This is a genomic window from Rhizobium sp. CFBP 8752 (assembly GCF_014842035.1).
Classification (GTDB): Bacteria; Pseudomonadota; Alphaproteobacteria; order Rhizobiales; family Rhizobiaceae; genus Neorhizobium; species Neorhizobium soli.
This window is the reverse complement of the sequence record NZ_JACYUZ010000001.1, coordinates 1100359-1116020: the sequence shown is the minus strand read 5'-3', so window position 1 is coordinate 1116020 and position 15662 is coordinate 1100359. Positions and strand designations below refer to the sequence as shown.

Below are 15662 nucleotides of genomic sequence, written 5' to 3'. Positions count from 1 at the left end.
CGCTCAGATATAGACGAGCCTCGTTTTGTTGAAGCAGAGGCGCAGCGTGCGGAAGACGTAGAACACGAGACCGATCCCAAGCGTCACGATGGAGATCAGGATCCAGATCAGGATGTGACCGATCATCTCCGCCAGATTGAGTTCGCATTCGAGCCGCGCGATCCGCTGGCCGTCCCGGCCGATCAGGTAGGTCTTGTTGATGATGCTCTTGTAGAAGTAGTAAACGGCGAAGAACGCACCGATCCCAAGTGTCAACACACTGATGATCACCCAGAGAATGATATACCCGACCGCCTCCATCAGCGAATATTCGCACCGAAGCGTGGATCCGAAAGGTTGCGTCTTGAATGGCGGTGTGACCGCAACGTCTGTATTCGACATATTCCCCAGCTATAGTCTTGAGAGACCCCGCCGAATACAGCTTTCATTTCAAGACGAAGTCAATTGAAACCTGGGCCTACCAATGAACCTGATGCCTCGCTTACGAAACCAGGCGTCCGATCGCTACGATATCCTCTTTGAACCGCGCTACCTCCTCCGCCTTTCGCCCCTGATCGGGAATGCGAAGCAGGTAGGACGGATGCACGGTGACAAACAGCATCCGACCGTTCTGCATGGCAATCGGCCTGCCCCGGACGTCCTCCAGCTTGTGGCGCATCTCGGTCAGTGAAAACAGCGCGGTCGCACCCATCGCGACGACCAGCTTGGGCTGCACCAGATCGAGTTCTTGGACGAGCCACCAGCGACACTGCTGCACCTCGCCCATACTAGGCTTCTGGTGAATGCGCCGCTTGCCGCGTGGCTCGTATTTGAAATGCTTCACCGCATTGGTGATGTAGAATTGCGTCCGGTCGATCCCGGCAGCACTCACCGCCTCGTTGAACACTTTGCCCGCCGGCCCGACGAAGGGACGCCCGGCCAGATCCTCCTGATCGCCCGGCTGCTCGCCGACGATCATCACCTTGGCATTGACAGGCCCCTCGCCGAAAACCGTCTGGGTCGCCATGCAATGGAGGTCGCAGCGGGTGCAGCGACGTGCTTCATCCCGCAAGGCCTCGATTGTACCGGCGGTCGGCCCTTCTGGCGTGGGCACCCGTGCTGCGGCTTCCTGGATGCGATGGTGGAACGCCAGGGGTTCGCTCGCCGCCTTGCGTCCCATCTCGATCACACTTGCCTCGGCGCTGGCGATCATGCCCGGAATAAGCTCGGCCTCGGGCAGGTTCTTCCAGTACTTCTTCGGCATTTCCGACATCATCATCTTTACCTTCAGCCGCGCGGGGTTGAAGATGTTGGCATAGTACGTCCGCCACAGATCGTCCGTGTCGTCGCGAAGGTCGGGCTTTTCGGCGGGCTCATCGCTGGTCCGCAGGGTCTCGCCATCCCAGGACGCCGAACCCCTGGGCGTCACGATCAGCCAGTCCATGTCGTTGAAACGACGCTGGAAAAACGGGGCCACACGGTCGATGATGAAATGATCAGGCTCGAACCAGGAAACAAAGCGCCGGCGTCCGGCAACACCCTCCGGCAGCGGGATTTCCTTGAAACGGACAAAGGCGGTCATCTTGTGATAGTCGCGGCCGATCGATTTCGCCATCCGGTTTGCCGCAACCACATCCGGATCGGTCGCCATACCCAGAAAATTGCGCCCGTGCGCCATGCGAAACAGCATCCGGTAGAGAAGCGAGAACCGCGTCGGATCGGAATGGCAGATGACCGAGGCGGCAAGCTTCAGAAAGGCTGGAGGAACACCCTGCGTCACCGGCTTGTCGACAGGCGCAGGCAACTGGTTGCCGTCCAGCCCGAACAATCCGTCCGTGTCGTCCATCGTGCGCCACTCGACGCGATCAGGTGCGATGCCGGCCGCCAGATAGGCACGCGCAGCATCGCGCCACTCGGTCAGATCGCCTCTCCCCCGCAACAAGACTCGGTACATCATAGAAGCGACAGCTGCTCCGGCTTTGGCTGGAACATGGATCGCAGATCGGCCCGGTCGGCAAGCTTGCGCGGTGTCCACCCCTCGCAGGTGATAAAGGGCTGTACCTTCTTCAGAGACACGCTCAGCCGCTTTAAATCCTCCAGCCGCAGCTTGCGAAACCTGCGCGACGACAGGATCGCTCCGACGGTCTTGGTCCCGAAACCCGGCACCCGCAGCAGCGTCTCCTTGTCCGCCCTGTTCACATCGACCGGAAACTTGTCGCGGTTGCCGAGCGCCCAGGCAAGCTTCGGATCAAGGTCTAGATCCAGCATGCCGTTTTCCGTGGACGCCGTAATCTCGCCGATCTCGAACCCGTAGAACCGGTAAAGCCAGTCCGCCTGATAGAGCCGATGCTCGCGCATCAACGGCGGCTTGATCAGCGGCAGTGTCTTCGACGAGTCCGGGATCGGACTGAAGGCGGAGTAATAGACGCGTTTCAGGCTGTAGCTGCCATAAAGTCTGGCGCTCGTCCCAAGAATGGTCGCATCGTTGGCGCCGTCTGCCCCGACGATCATCTGCGTGCTCTGGCCGGCAGGCGCGAACCGCTTGCGACGCTTGGTCTGCAGCGTCGGATCGCGCATTTCCTCGATCTTCAGGCGCAGATCGCCCATCGAGCGACGAATATTGGCGGGCCGCTTTTCCGGCGCAAACTGGCTGATCCCGGCATCGGTCGGCAGTTCGATGTTGATCGACAGACGGTCGGCATAAAGCCCCGCCTCCTCGATCAGCTGCTGCGACGCTTCCGGGATCGTCTTCAAATGGATGTAGCCGCGAAAATTATGAACGGTCCGCAATTCCCGCGCGATCCGTACCATGTCGCCCATCGTGTGATCGGACGAGCGGATAATCCCCGACGACAGGAACAGACCCTCGATATAATTGCGCCGATAGAATTCCAGCGTCAGCCAGATAACCTCTTCGGGCGTGAACCGGGCGCGCTCGACATTGCTGGAGGAACGATTGATGCAGTAGGCGCAATCGTAGATGCAGAAATTCGTCATAAGGATTTTCAGAAGCGAGATGCAGCGGCCATCCGGGGCATAGGCATGGCAGATGCCGGACCCCTCGGTCGAACCCAATCCGCCGGATACCGACGAATCTCTCTTTGATGTCCCGCTGGAGGCGCAGGAGGCGTCGTACTTGGCAGCGTCCGACAGGATCGCCAACCGTTCTTTCAGCGACTTCTTCATTAGTGCGTTCTCTATATGTTCTTTACGACTGCGTCAACCCGTTGACAAATCGAGGGACGTTTGATTCATTCAACTCCAGCTGGCGCATCTGACAACATTTCGATTTTCCTAGCGGGAGCAGTCGAAATTCTGTTATGATGCCCTAAATTCAGATGCTGCAGATGGTTCCGAAGTTACCGCTCCGGAACCTGTTTCTTTTTGTGTCCGCGGCATCCGCGGACATGCGCCTTAAGGACAAGAAAATGGTTGAAAAGGTACCGATGACGCCGAAGGGGTTTACCCAGTTGCAGGAAGAACTGCGCTGGCGCCAGCAGGAGGAGCGTCCCCGCATCATCGAAGCGATTGCGGAAGCGCGCGCCCATGGTGACCTTTCGGAAAACGCCGAATACCACGCGGCCAAGGAAGCCCAGAGCCACAATGAAGGCCGCATCGGCGAGCTGGAAGATTTCACGGCCCGCGCCGAAGTGATCGACCTCTCCAAGATGTCCGGTTCCACGATCAAGTTCGGCGCAACCGTCAAGCTGATCGATGAAGATACCGAAGAGGAAAAGACCTATCAGATCGTCGGCGATCAGGAAGCCGACGTGAAGGCTGGCCGCATCTCGATCTCTTCACCCATCGCCCGTGCCATGATCGGCAAGGAGAAGGGTGACAGCATCGAAGTCGTCGCCCCTGGCGGCTCCAAGGCCTACGAGATCCTCGCCATCTCCTGGGGCTGATCGCTCGTGGAAACGTCTGGCGAAGTCGCCACGGAGATGGGCAGCGGTATCGCTCCCGGCTCCGTGGTCGATATATCCGATATCGAAGTGATCGCGCCGAACTTCAAGAAGCGGCTCTCCGGCGTGACGTCCACGATCGTCCAACTAATTCCGGTGCAAAGGGCAAAGGGTCAGAAGATCGCGGTCCTCGGGCCCGGCCTGCCCTCCCACCTTCCCCACATCCGCTATGCCGACCTTGCCGCGCTGTGGTCACCGCCATTAGGGCGGCGCGCCCGTGTCTGGCATGCCCGCCGCAATATCGAGATGCTGCCCGGCCTCTTCATGCGCGATGTGCTGCGGATGCCGCTGAAGCTCTTGTTTACCTCCGCCGCGCAGCGAACCCATTCCGCCTGGACGCGTTTTCTGATCAGCAAGATGGATGCGGTCGTCGCGACGTCTGCACGATCGGGTTCATACCTGAAAGTGCCCTATAAGGTGGTGCACCACGGCGTCGATCTCGATCTCTTCCGTCCCTCCGGCCCATCCGACCCTTCCTCCCCGGCAGATGGTTTCGGCAAGCATCTGATCGGCTGCTTCGGGCGCGTTCGGCATCAGAAGGGCACAGACCTTTTCGTGCGCGCCCTGATCGAACTGTTGCCGTCCTATCCCGAATGGACGGGCGTCGTCTGCGGACGTGTCACGCCGGACAACAAGGTTTTCGGCGATGCGTTGAAAGCCGATGTCGCCATGAGCGGTCTGACAGATCGCATCCTGTTCATGGGCGAAGTAGACGACATCAAACCTTGGTACCGTCGCCTGTCTCTGTATGTGGCGCCGTCCCGCAATGAGGGCTTCGGACTGACGCCGCTCGAGGCGATGGCATCGGGAACCGCAGTCGTTGCAAGCGATGCCGGCGCCTATTCCGAAATGATCGTCGAAGGTGAGACGGGATCGGTTGTTCCGGCCGGCGATTACACGGCGCTTCGCGATGCGCTGCGCACCTATTTCGAAAACCCTGCACTGGCCCGCCAGCAGGGCTGGAGCGGTCGCGAGCATGTGCGCGTCGCATTCGCCATCGAAAAGGAAGCCAACAGTCTGGCGGAAATCTACGAAACGCTTTTAGAGACCAGACCATGAAAACTTCAGAGGCATTCGGTGCCACGCAACCGGTCCGGCTCTGCCCGCATCTGCATGGAGGACGCTTCGAATGACGGAACTTTCTGCCGGGATGGCGCAGCACAGACCGACGACGAGCGGCCTTATGAGCGAGGAAGACTGGCAGCAGTTTTTCGCCGGCTATACCCACATCGTCCTTGTCGCCAACAGTGACGAGCAGAACTTCAACGAGATCCACGCCGCCTATCCGGAAACGACGCTGTTCGTCTTTTTCAACTACGTCAGCAAGGTGCTGAAAACGCCGTTCACGCGCAATTCGCTGCTGGTGGCACGCACGAGCCGCGTCGGGTCCGAACTGCTCTACGACAACGCTCTCGACAAGGTGCTGGCCCTGCTGCCGGGCCCCGGGTTTACCGGCGTCATGAGCATGCGCGCCGCCACGATGGAACAGGTGACGGAACCGGCCGAGTTCGGCGGCGTCGCAGCAGGTGCCATCGACCTTTGCAGCTACCTCGAAGATTTCTACCCGCGCGACCATACCGCCAGTTCCGGCTTCGCGCTTTCGGTCTGGCTCTGCGAGAAGGTGCCGCAGGCGAAGGTCGTGCTTTGCGGTTTCTCGGGACGCCGCAGCCGCAAGTGGCAGATGTTCCACATCCACGACTGGACGTTCGAACAGTCGGTGCTGCAACTGCTCGCCAACAGCGACAAGCTCGAAATGGCAGGAAGAACAGCTTTCAATCCCTACAAGGCGCTGTCGCGCCACTTCCCCGATATCGACAACAGCAACTTTGTGTTTGCCGCCATCCAGGTCCTTTCCGAACGGCTGGAAAACAGCAACCGCAACCTCGGCAAGCTGATCACGATCACCATGCCGCTTCGCGTCATCTACAATCTCGCAAGAGGTCTGCGGATCAGGTCCAAGAAGGACAGGCTGGTCAAGCAGCGCAAAAAGCAGCGAGCGAAGAATGGCGAGCCATCCTGAACCGGGACAGCTTAAGCGCCTGCTACCACCACCCGCTGCGATCGCGGTGGTGGAGCGCTCGTAACCGGCTGAATGCCGTGTCGTTCTCCTGCAGGCGGTCGTAGATCGCCTTCGCGATCTCGCCTGCAATCCCCTGTTTGAAAAACGGATCGAGCCGCCAGCGCATGTTTCGCAGCGTGTCGTCGGTCCCCACCTTGAACAGATACATCCCGTTGAACCTGTGCATCGGCGCACCTTGCGTCTGTTCGATCGCATCTTGTGAGACAGGACGCTCGTCGCCGCCATGGATAAAGCGGTCGGTCTCGTAGACCTTGATCGTGTTGGCAAGCGACGAGCCGATCATGGCGATCGCCCTTGCCGTCATGTCCTCGTCGAGATCGGCAATGCTGTCACTCGCGGAAATCAGCCAACGCAGATCGAGATGGGCGGTGAGGAACGGCGCTTCATTCTCCCACAGGGTCTTGAACTGCTGGTACGTCTCCCGGACATTATATTCGCGCCGCATGAGGACGATAAGCTGCGCATGATAGAACAGCAGTTCCGGCTGGCCTTTGAACTCCAGTCTCAGGTTCGCCATGTGATCGTCGAGCGACTTCTGCTTGCCCGACCGGTGCTCGCGATCCGAATCCTCGATCAGCCGCTGCTTCATGCCCGCGTAATCCTGGTCGAGCTTGGCGTATTTCGCAGCTCCCCAGCGCTTGCGGTAGCGGTTGAAGGACAGCAGTGCCTCAAGCTTACTCTTCTTGCGTACCACGCACGTTCTCCAAGTCTTGCTGCCGTAACCTCGGCAGTCCTGTCTACACCGGTAACCTCGTCAGTCTGCCGCCCGCAGGTGTTCGATAAGCCGGTGCGGCAGATGGGTGTGAAATTTCGTTATCATCACGTCAGTCAGCGCCTGGCGAAGCTCGATGCTGAGTTCGTCCTGGCTCTGGATACATCCGAACGGGGCGCTACCCTGTTCGATCATGGCGAGCACAGGTGCGGTCGCCCGCTTCTGCCGCGGCTTGATATAGGCCGTGCGGTGTTCGGGTAACGGGGTCGCGCCAAAGCGCTCCATCTCGAGATGATTGGCAAGCGCAACCGGCGAATGCTGGGCGATGTTGCGAAAGCGATGGGAGAGCTGCTGGCGAAGCACGTCGGGATGCGCTGCATAGTAATCGGCAAGCGTTGAGCGTCTGACCGCGTGAAAGTAATGGCCGACCTGCAGAAACCGGTTCTTCGCACCCGCCAGCTCTGCCCCCTTCTCCTGCGCGACGGTAAAGCTCGGAACAGCGTTGGAGGCTTCCGCCCGCTGCCGCTTGAACCACCGCAGGCACTGCTTGAGGCGGGATCGCAATCCGCTTTTCACGCGCCCGTAAAGCATCGGCTTGCCGTCGCGAAAGAACGCGGAGGCAGATGTCGGAGCGTTCAGAAAGAAGTCGTCATTACTGTAGACGAAATTCTCGCAAAGCCCCGGAATATTCCAGACCGCAGCCTCGATCGACAGCGAGTTGAACGTCGGCAGCACGGCCGGAAGCCCGTCGAAGACCACATTGTGATCAACAATGGCGATGAAATCTTCCGTGCAGAAACCCGCCTGCGCAAAACTGTCGACGAATTCCGGCTTCTGCCCGTCCGTGACGATGTGAATTTTTGTGATGAACGGCGCGTATTTCAGCACGGAGGCGATGAGATAGTAGATCTCGCCGTTATCGGCAAACCGCGTCGGGCTGGATGCCACCGCGTGCGAACTCGACGCAACGTCATCGTATTGCAGGCGCTTCGCGCGATGATCCGGGTCCGAACCATCAACCCAGGTGATCACAAGCTCGATGTCGTGGCTGGACATGCTCTGGTTCCTGCTCCCTGCCCCTCGGACGATCTCGATCGAGACGACCCTAGATCTGCACGACCGGCGCATCCTTGACCTGCCGGATCGTCAGCATGGTGCGAACCGTATCGACATTGTCGACCGCGGTCAGATCCTCGATGACGAAATCCTGGAAGACGGTGAGGTTCTCGGCCACGCATTGCAGCAGGAAATCGGTCTCGCCGGAGACCATCCAGGCCTGACGCACCAAGGTCCGCGTTTCCATATCCGCCGCGAAGGCCTTCAGCTTGCTGTCCGACTGCTGCTTCAGTCCCACCATGCAGAAGGCGACAAGATCGTATCCGAGCAGCGACGCCTGCAGCATGGCGCGATAACCCTTGATGATGCCGTTCTCTTCCAGCTTGCGAACGCGCCGCAGACAGGGCGGCGCCGATATGCCGACCCGTTCGGACAGCTCGACATTGGTCATGCGTCCGTCCTTCTGCAATTCGCGAAGGATCTTCAGGTCGATGGTATCGAGTTCGACTTTCACGACCATGTGTAGTGCCTGCCTTCAAAATTGACGGGAGCACGCAGGCTCCCGGGTATCCATCTTGGTGTCGCGAAGACATACAATAACATCGTTCCGACGCAAGAAAATTTCGCGCGCCGGTCCAGTTGTTGTCAACCGAGGTGCACGTGGAGACACATCCAATCGCAGTTGACCTGCCGTTTCTGCCGGGCGGTTCCAACTGTCTTGTTGTTATCGCAAGGCTGCCCTTGCAATGTTGCATGGATGGCCCTTACATGACGTGTCAAAAGCGGCAGACCGAATAATGGCTTCCTATATGAGGAAGCGGCGCCAGGCGCCCGACACGGTCTTGGAAAGGAAACGTCATCATGTCCGCCCGTCATACAGAGGTTCTGATCATCGGTTCCGGCCCCGCCGGCTATACAGCTGCGGTGTACGCAGCGCGTGCGATGCTGAAGCCGGTCTTGATTGCAGGCATGGAACAGGGTGGTCAGCTGATGATCACCACGGACGTTGAAAACTATCCGGGCTTTGCCGATCCGATCCAGGGTCCCTGGCTGATGGAGCAGATGCTGCAGCAGGCGGTCCATGTGGGCACCGAGATCGTCAACGATCTCGTGACCGAGGTCGAGATGAATCATCGCCCCTTCACGGTCCGCACCGATTCCGGCACCGTCTGGACCGCCGATACGATCATCATCGCCACCGGTGCGAAGGCCAAATGGCTCGGCATCGAAAGCGAGCAGCAGTTCCAGGGTTTTGGCGTTTCCGCCTGCGCCACATGCGACGGCTTCTTCTATCGCAACAAGGATGTGATCGTGGTCGGCGGCGGCAACTCCGCAGTCGAGGAAGCGCTCTATCTCTCCAATATCGCCAAGACCGTGACGGTCGTCCACCGGCGTGACTCGTTCCGTTCGGAAAAGATCCTGTCCGAGCGCCTGTTCCAGCGCCCCAACGTCAAGGTCATGTGGAACACCGAAATCGCCGAGGTCACCGGCAAGCCGGCCCGCGCGCCACTGCCGCCATCGGTCGAGGGTGTGCGCCTGCGTGATACCAGGACCGGCACGATCTCCGATCAGCCGATCGACGGCGTGTTCGTGGCGATTGGCCATGCGCCGGCGACCGAGCTCTTCAGGGACAAGCTGAAGATGAAGAACGGCGGCTATCTCTGGACGGCGCCTGATTCCACGATGACCGACGTTCCCGGTGTGTTTGCCGCGGGCGATGTCACCGACGACACCTTCCGACAGGCGATCACCGCCGCCGGCATGGGCTGCATGGCAGCGCTCGAAGCCGAACGTTACCTCGCCGGCATTCAGCCGGTTGCCATTGCTGCGGAGTAAGCATGGGCGTACCTCTCGACTGGGACAAGTTGCGCATCTTCCACGCTGCGGCGGAGGCGGGATCCTTCACCCATGCGGCAGACAAGCTGCATCTGTCCCAGTCGGCAATCAGCCGGCAGGTCAGCGCGCTGGAACAGGACGTCGGCGTCAAATTGTTCCACCGCCACGCCCGCGGCCTCATCCTTACCGAACAGGGCGAGCTTCTTTATCGCACCGCGCATGACGTGCTTCTGAAGCTCGAAACCGTGAAGATGCAGCTGACCGAGACGACGGAAAAGCCGTCGGGCAAGCTGCGCGTCACGACAACGGTCGGCCTTGGCCAGGGCTGGCTCACCGACAAGGTGCAGGAGTTCCTGCAGCTTTATCCGGAAATGTCGATCCAGCTCATCCTCGATAACGAGGAAGTCGACGTCAACATGCGCCATGCGGACTGCGCCATCCGCCTTCGCCAGCCGCAGCAGTCGGACCTGATCCAGCGCAAGCTGTTCACCGTGCACATGCACGTTTATGCAGCCCCCTCCTATATCAACCGCTATGGCGAACCGCAGTCGGTCGAAGATCTCGACACCCACCGCATCATTTCCTTCGGCGAGCCTGCCCCGAATTACCTTCTCGACGTCAACTGGCTCGAATCCGCCGGCCGTTCTTCGGACAATACCCGCACGCCCCACCTGCAGATAAACAGCCAGACCTCCATCAAACGAGCCTGCCTGCTTGGCATCGGCATCGCTTGCCTGCCCGACTATATCGTCGGCCGCGACCCTGGGTTGATCCAGCTGACGCTGAGCGCCGACATCCCTTCATTCGACACCTACTTCTGCTACCCGGATGAAATGAAGAACGCTGCCAAGCTGAAGGTCTTCCGCGATTTTATCGTCGCCAAGGCGCGTAACTGGAATTTCTGATCGCTGTCGAAGACGTTTCGCTCGGAATGGGCACCGGGATTCTCGCAGCGATTTCATACACGACTCACTGACTAGAGTAAGCTGTGCAGAACGTGCATGGCAGTACTGCGCAAAAAAGCGTTGCCGCTTGCCCAAAAAACCATCATATCGCACTCAGCTGATGCATATGGTGGCTTTCCTCCCAGTTCCACCGCAGCAGCTGTTCCCCTCTGGAGGTTGTTTTTAACCTTCATAACTATAAGGGCCCTGGAGTGATCCGGTGGCCCTCTTTTTTTGCCCTGCGGTTTGCCGGCCCGCCGCAATCCTCGGCTGCCTGCCAGAGTAATTGGACCGAAACGGTCAATATTTCGGCCACCCCCCTTGCTCTCACAAATCGCTGCGCCCATATAGGGATCAGCCGGAGCAATTTGATGACGTCCCCGTTATCAGCGCCGGCTGTTCCCCTCTGGAGGTTTTAGACCTTCACACCTGACGGGCCTCGGAGCAATCTGGAGGCCCTTTTTTTTGCCTTCCTCAAAAAAATGGGAACGTCATTCCTTTAAATCGTCTTCAGACGATCTATATATCGGTTAGAGACGATATGGAAAGACGATGGATCGCACCGAGATACTGAAAGCACTGTCCCATCCGACGAGGATTGAGTTCCTCGAATGGATGAAGCAGCCCGAGCAGCATTTTTCCGATCAGGATCATCCGCTCGAAATGGGCATCTGTGCCAAGCAGTTCGAAAGACGATGTGGTCTGTCGCAATCGACCGTCTCTGCGCACCTTTCGACCCTCGAAAAAGCCGGCCTCGTGAAAACGAGCCGGGTTGGTCAATGGGCGTTCTACAGCCGCGACGAGGAGAAGATCGCAGACTTCGTGACCAATCTTCGCTCCGCTCTCTGAATGCCACCCCTTAACTCAATCACTCCCAAAGCAGCATGGAAGGATATTCCTGTGACCTCACTCTTTGAACCGGTAAAGTTCGGCGACATCGAACTGAAGAACCGCGTCGTCATGGCGCCGCTCACCCGCAACCGTTCGCCGAAGGCCATCCCCAACGATCTCAACATCGCCTATTACGAACAGCGCGCCTCCGCGGGCCTCATCATCACCGAGGGCACCCCGGTCAGCCAGCAGGGACAGGGCTATGCCGACGTTCCGGGCCTTTACCTCGCTCCGGCCATCGACGGCTGGAAGAAGGTGACGGAAGCCGTTCACAAGAAGGGCGGCAAGATCGTTACCCAGATCTGGCACGTCGGTCGCGTTTCGCATACCTCGCTGCAGCCGAATGAAGGCGCACCCGTCGCGCCGTCCGCACTGGGCGCCAAGGGCAAGACCTACATCATCAATCCGGATGGCAGCGGCGCGTTTGCCGATACATCGGAGCCGCGCGCTCTCGAACTCTCCGAGATCCCGGGCGTCGTTGCCGATTTTGCTGCCGGTGCAAAGGCTGCGATCGAGGCCGGCTTTGACGGCGTCGAAATCCACGGCGCCAATGGCTACCTCATCGACCAGTTCCTGAAGACTGGCGCAAACCTCCGCGAAGACGAATACGGTGGCTCCGTCGAGAACCGCGCCCGGTTCGCGCTCGAAGTCGTTGACGCCGTTGCTGCAGCCATCGGCAGCGGCCGCGTCGGCATTCGCCTGTCGCCTGTTACGCCTGCCAACAACATCACCGAAGATGCGCCGCAGACGGTCTTCGACTATCTCGTCAAGGAACTCGCGACCCGCAACCTGTCCTTCATCCACGTCATCGAGGGTGCGACCGGTGGTGACCGCGGCTATGTCCAGGGCGGCAAGCCGTTCGATTACCAGGAACTGAAGGATACCTACCGCAACGCCGGCGGCACCGGCGCCTGGGTGGTCAACAATGGCTACGAAAAGGATACGGCTGAAAAGGCTGTGGCCAGCGGCTATGCGGATGGCGTCGCCTTCGGCAAGCTGTTCATTGCCAACCCGGATCTGGTCGAGCGGTTCAAGACAAACGCGCCGCTCAACGAGCCGGACAAGAACACATTCTACGGCGGCGGCGCAAAGGGTTATACCGACTACCCGTCGCTTGAATCAGCAGAAGCCTAAGCTTTAGGCCCGACTGTCTGAAATCGGCCATGCCTGGCACAAACCCCGGGCATGGCCTTCTTGTTGGTCGCAGTGAATGCTTAGCGCGCGTCCGCCTGATCGCCATCCACAACTTCGGCTTCGGGACGGTCACCGCCGTCGCTGTGCTCCGTGTGCCAGACGCCCTTTGCGTCCTGCCAGCTGATCTCTTCGGGCTCACCACCCACCTGCTGTTCGGCAGCCACAATCCGGGCCGCCTGCAGCGCGTCGTTGTGGTTCGGGAATGTTTCGGAATAAACGTCGCCCAGTCGATAGGCCCAGCCGCCATCATGTGGCACGATTGTGTAAACGACCTTGGTCATAGATCCTCCTGTATGTTTTTTCGTGGCTGCCCCGACCGGTCTCGGTCCAGAAGGCCGCGTAGAGCAAAAAAGCCGGAATACGCCGCGAAGTTCCTTCCACTGGCGAGGATAATGGCACCAAAGACCGATTATCGCAAACCGTCCTCTGTGCAGGTCGACCGACAACCCTAGTTTCTCCGAGATCGTTTCCAGGAGCTTCCAGTGCAAATCGCGACCCACCTCCGGCAGGAGAAATTCCTGCTGATCGCCTTCGTTGTCGCCATTCTCGGCTTCTTCATCGAACACTCAATTCTGGAGGCCGGAAAGACGGTGTCGCTGATCGCAGCAGCGCTCTTCGTCGGCGTGATCGTGCTTGCATCGACACGTGTCGCGCATCATGCGGAGGTTTTGGCGCACAAGGTTGGCGACCCCTATGGCACGATGATCCTCACCCTGTCCGCGGTGGCGGTCGAGGTCCTGATCCTCGCCATCATGATGGGTTCGAATTCCTCACCGACGCTGGTGCGCGACACGATCTATTCGGCGGTGATGCTGGATATCAACGGCATTCTTGGCCTCGCGGCCCTGCTCGGTGGCCTGCGCCATGGCGAGCAACCCTATAACGACGATTCAAGCCGCACCTACACTGTCATGATCATGACGGCGGTAGGCATTTCGATGATCGTGCCGGAATTCGTACCGCGTGAAAGCTGGCACTACTATTCCGCCTTTACCATCTGCGCGATGATCGCGCTCTACGGCGTCTTTCTCAAGATGCAGGTCGGGCCGCACAGCTACTTCTTCAGCTACACCTATCCGCGGACCCAGAAGGCGGCAGCCGCCGGGACAGCGTCCGCGCCTCAGGAGGAGGCCGCCGAGGATTCCGCGGCCGTATCGATCGGCATCATTCTTCTGGGCGTTCTGATCATCGGCTTCCTGGCGGAATTCATGTCGGTCTTCATGGGCGAAGGCCTGGAAGGCTCCGGCGCCCCGATCGCACTGACCGCCGTGGTTGTCGCCGCCATCTCCGCCGCGCCGGAAATCCTGACCGCCATGCGGGCGGCGCTCAAGAACAGGATGCAGTCGGTCGTCAACATCGCCATGGGCGCGTCGCTCTCGACGGTCATTCTCACCGTCCCGGTCATGGAAGGCATCGCGCTCTATACCGGCCAGCCCTTCATCATGGCGATGACGCCGGTCCAGACGGTGATGGTGGCGATCACGCTCGTGGTTGCGGCGATCAACCTCAACGACGGCCAGACCAATGCGATCGAGGGCATGACCCATTTTGTGCTGTTTGCGACCTTCATCATGCTGACGATGATCGGATTGTGACATCTGCAATAAAGAAGAGTTGAACACCCTGTGTTCGGTCTTCGGGACTGGCCGCCCTAGATGGGACAATGTCTGGCGAGCGATCGCCACTGAAAGGCATCAAGACAAAGTCCGGAGGTGACCCATGAAACGCACGAACATCTTCCTTGCAGGCACGGCCCTGGCTCTCGCACTGGTCGGCGCTCCCGCGATGGCGCAGACCAGTGGCAAACCGGTTGAAACAAGCGCTCCAAATGCGAAGGATCAAAAACCTGCCTTCACCGGTCAGACCCGCGCAGCGCAGCCGGCGGAAATGCCTAAGATCACCACCGAAGTCGTTGCCGAAGGGCTTCCGCACATCTGGTCTATGGAATTTCTCCCCGATGGCCGCATGCTGGTGACCGCCAAGGAAGGCGCGATGCATATCATCAAGGACGGCAAGCCCGGCCTTGCGATCGAAGGCGTTCCGAAAGTCCTGTCCGCTGGCCAGGGCGGTCTTCTCGACGTGGCGCTCGCACCGGACTACGAAACATCCGGAATGATCTTCTTCTCCTTCTCAGAAGAGCGTGAAGACGGCAACGGCACATCCGTCGCCTCCGCCAAGCTCGTCGCCAACGACGATGGCGGCGGCAAGCTGGAAAACGTCAAGGTGATCTTCCAGCAGATGCCAAGCTATGACGGCAACAAGCATTTCGGCTCGCGCCTCACCTTTGGCCCCAACAACGAGCTCTATGTCACGGTCGGCGAGCGGTCCGATCCGGAGCCGCGTGTCCAGGCACAGGATCTCAAAAGCGGTCTTGGAAAAGTCTTCCGCATCGACATGGACGGCAAGGCCCTGCCCGACAATCCATTCGTTGATCAGGCCGAAGCGCGGCCGGAAATCTGGTCCTACGGCCACCGCAATCTCCAGTCAGCAGCACTCGATGGCAACGGCCGCCTCTGGACGGTCGAACATGGCCCCAAGGGCGGCGACGAGTTGAACCGACCGGAAGCCGGCAAGAACTACGGCTGGCCGGAGGTCACCTACGGCGTCGAATATAGCGGCGGCAAGGTAGGCGACGGCATCACCGAGAAGGCTCAGACCGAACAGCCCGTCTATTACTGGGATCCGGTCATCGGCCCCTCCGGCATGGCCTTCTACGATGGCGATGCGATCCCCGAATGGAAGGACGCATTCCTGGTCGGCGGCCTGGTAACCCAGGGCGTGGTGGTCCTGCATATGGATGGCGACAAGGTGAGTCACGAAGAACACGTTCCGCTCAAGGCTCGCATCCGCGACGTCAAGGTCGGCCCCGATGGCGCCGTCTACGCCGTCACCGAAACCCGTTCCGGCTCCTCGACGATCGTCAAGCTAACCAAGGCTTAAACGCAGGATCCTCGAAAAGGGGCTCGGTCGGGGCTATAGCCGTGGCCCGCCCCGACCTTCCCTCCACT

16 protein-coding genes are annotated in these 15662 nt (G+C 59.6%); 9 read left to right on the top strand and 7 right to left on the bottom strand.

Translation table 11 applies throughout. The features are described from left to right. Positions 1-3 precede the first annotated feature (3 nt). The 3 genes from IFT59_RS05355 to IFT59_RS05345 form a co-directional block, all read right to left on the bottom strand. Entirely contained in the window at positions 4-381 is a 378-nt protein-coding gene (locus IFT59_RS05355; RefSeq protein WP_062576873.1) for a DUF6693 family protein, read from the bottom strand. 100 nt (positions 382-481) lie between these two features. Further along, positions 482-1933 (bottom strand): UdgX family uracil-DNA binding protein, encoded by a 1452-nt coding sequence (locus IFT59_RS05350; protein WP_192087109.1) that lies wholly within the window; start codon positions 1931-1933, stop codon positions 482-484. Beyond that, a complete protein-coding gene (locus IFT59_RS05345; RefSeq protein ID WP_062455876.1) occupies positions 1933-3165 on the bottom strand; it encodes a putative DNA modification/repair radical SAM protein in 1233 nt (410 codons plus the stop codon). Before IFT59_RS05345 ends, IFT59_RS05350 begins: the two co-directional genes overlap by 1 nt. Positions 3166-3407: 242 nt before the next feature. On the opposite strand from IFT59_RS05345, the gene greA reads away from it, so the two are divergent. The 3 genes from greA (at position 3408) to IFT59_RS05330 (ending at position 5961) form a co-directional block, all read left to right on the top strand. Beyond that, positions 3408-3884 carry a transcription elongation factor GreA gene (gene greA / locus IFT59_RS05340; RefSeq protein ID WP_062457929.1) on the top strand — a complete coding sequence of 159 codons (477 nt, stop codon included), beginning with the start codon at positions 3408-3410 and terminating at the stop codon, positions 3882-3884. A 63-nt stretch (positions 3885-3947) separates the two neighbouring features. Further along, a complete protein-coding gene (locus IFT59_RS05335) occupies positions 3948-5000 on the top strand; it encodes a glycosyltransferase (RefSeq protein ID WP_192087108.1) in 1053 nt (350 codons plus the stop codon). Between the two features lie 70 nt (positions 5001-5070). Beyond that, entirely contained in the window at positions 5071-5961 is an 891-nt protein-coding gene (locus tag IFT59_RS05330; RefSeq protein ID WP_192086275.1) for a 3-deoxy-manno-octulosonate cytidylyltransferase, read from the top strand. A 22-nt stretch (positions 5962-5983) separates the two neighbouring features. Here the strand turns inward: IFT59_RS05330 and IFT59_RS05325 are convergent, their stop codons facing one another. From IFT59_RS05325 to IFT59_RS05315, 3 genes are read right to left on the bottom strand one after another with little or no spacing between them, the layout of a single operon-like run. Next, the gene (locus IFT59_RS05325) at positions 5984-6715 is read right to left on the bottom strand and encodes a hypothetical protein (RefSeq protein WP_092660400.1); all 732 of its coding nucleotides are present in this window, start codon (positions 6713-6715) and stop codon (positions 5984-5986) included. Positions 6716-6775: 60 nt separating this feature from the next. Beyond that, the gene (locus IFT59_RS05320; RefSeq protein WP_192086274.1) at positions 6776-7789 is read right to left on the bottom strand and encodes a Stealth CR1 domain-containing protein; all 1014 of its coding nucleotides are present in this window, start codon (positions 7787-7789) and stop codon (positions 6776-6778) included. A 49-nt stretch (positions 7790-7838) separates the two neighbouring features. Then, positions 7839-8309, bottom strand: a complete 471-nt coding sequence (locus IFT59_RS05315) for an Lrp/AsnC family transcriptional regulator (RefSeq protein WP_062455864.1) — start codon at positions 8307-8309, stop codon at positions 7839-7841. 341 nt (positions 8310-8650) lie between these two features. Here IFT59_RS05315 and trxB point away from each other — a divergent pair, with 341 nt between their 5' ends. The 4 genes from trxB (at position 8651) to IFT59_RS05295 (ending at position 12594) form a co-directional block, all read left to right on the top strand. Then, positions 8651-9625, top strand: a complete 975-nt coding sequence (trxB, locus tag IFT59_RS05310; RefSeq protein WP_062455861.1) for a thioredoxin-disulfide reductase — start codon at positions 8651-8653, stop codon at positions 9623-9625. Positions 9626-9627: 2 nt separating this feature from the next. Continuing rightward, positions 9628-10530, top strand: a complete 903-nt coding sequence (locus IFT59_RS05305) for a LysR family transcriptional regulator VtlR (RefSeq protein WP_062455858.1) — start codon at positions 9628-9630, stop codon at positions 10528-10530. Positions 10531-11121: 591 nt separating this feature from the next. Next, positions 11122-11418 (top strand): ArsR/SmtB family transcription factor, encoded by a 297-nt coding sequence (locus IFT59_RS05300; RefSeq protein WP_062455854.1) that lies wholly within the window; start codon positions 11122-11124, stop codon positions 11416-11418. 51 nt (positions 11419-11469) lie between these two features. Next, positions 11470-12594, top strand: coding sequence for an N-ethylmaleimide reductase (locus IFT59_RS05295; protein WP_113166398.1), 1125 nt, complete (start codon positions 11470-11472; stop codon positions 12592-12594). 80 nt (positions 12595-12674) lie between these two features. Here the strand turns inward: IFT59_RS05295 and IFT59_RS05290 are convergent, their stop codons facing one another. Then, complete coding sequence (locus IFT59_RS05290; protein ID WP_062455848.1) at positions 12675-12935, bottom strand: DUF2188 domain-containing protein; 261 nt, start codon at positions 12933-12935, stop codon at positions 12675-12677. Positions 12936-13136: 201 nt separating this feature from the next. Here IFT59_RS05290 and IFT59_RS05285 point away from each other — a divergent pair, with 201 nt between their 5' ends. Both IFT59_RS05285 and IFT59_RS05280 read left to right on the top strand, forming a co-directional pair. Further along, entirely contained in the window at positions 13137-14249 is a 1113-nt protein-coding gene (locus IFT59_RS05285; RefSeq protein ID WP_192086273.1) for a calcium:proton antiporter, read from the top strand. Between the two features lie 124 nt (positions 14250-14373). Beyond that, on the top strand, positions 14374-15594 hold the full coding sequence (locus IFT59_RS05280) for a PQQ-dependent sugar dehydrogenase (RefSeq protein ID WP_192086272.1): 1221 nt from the start codon (positions 14374-14376) through the stop codon (positions 15592-15594). Positions 15595-15662: the final 68 nt, after the last annotated feature.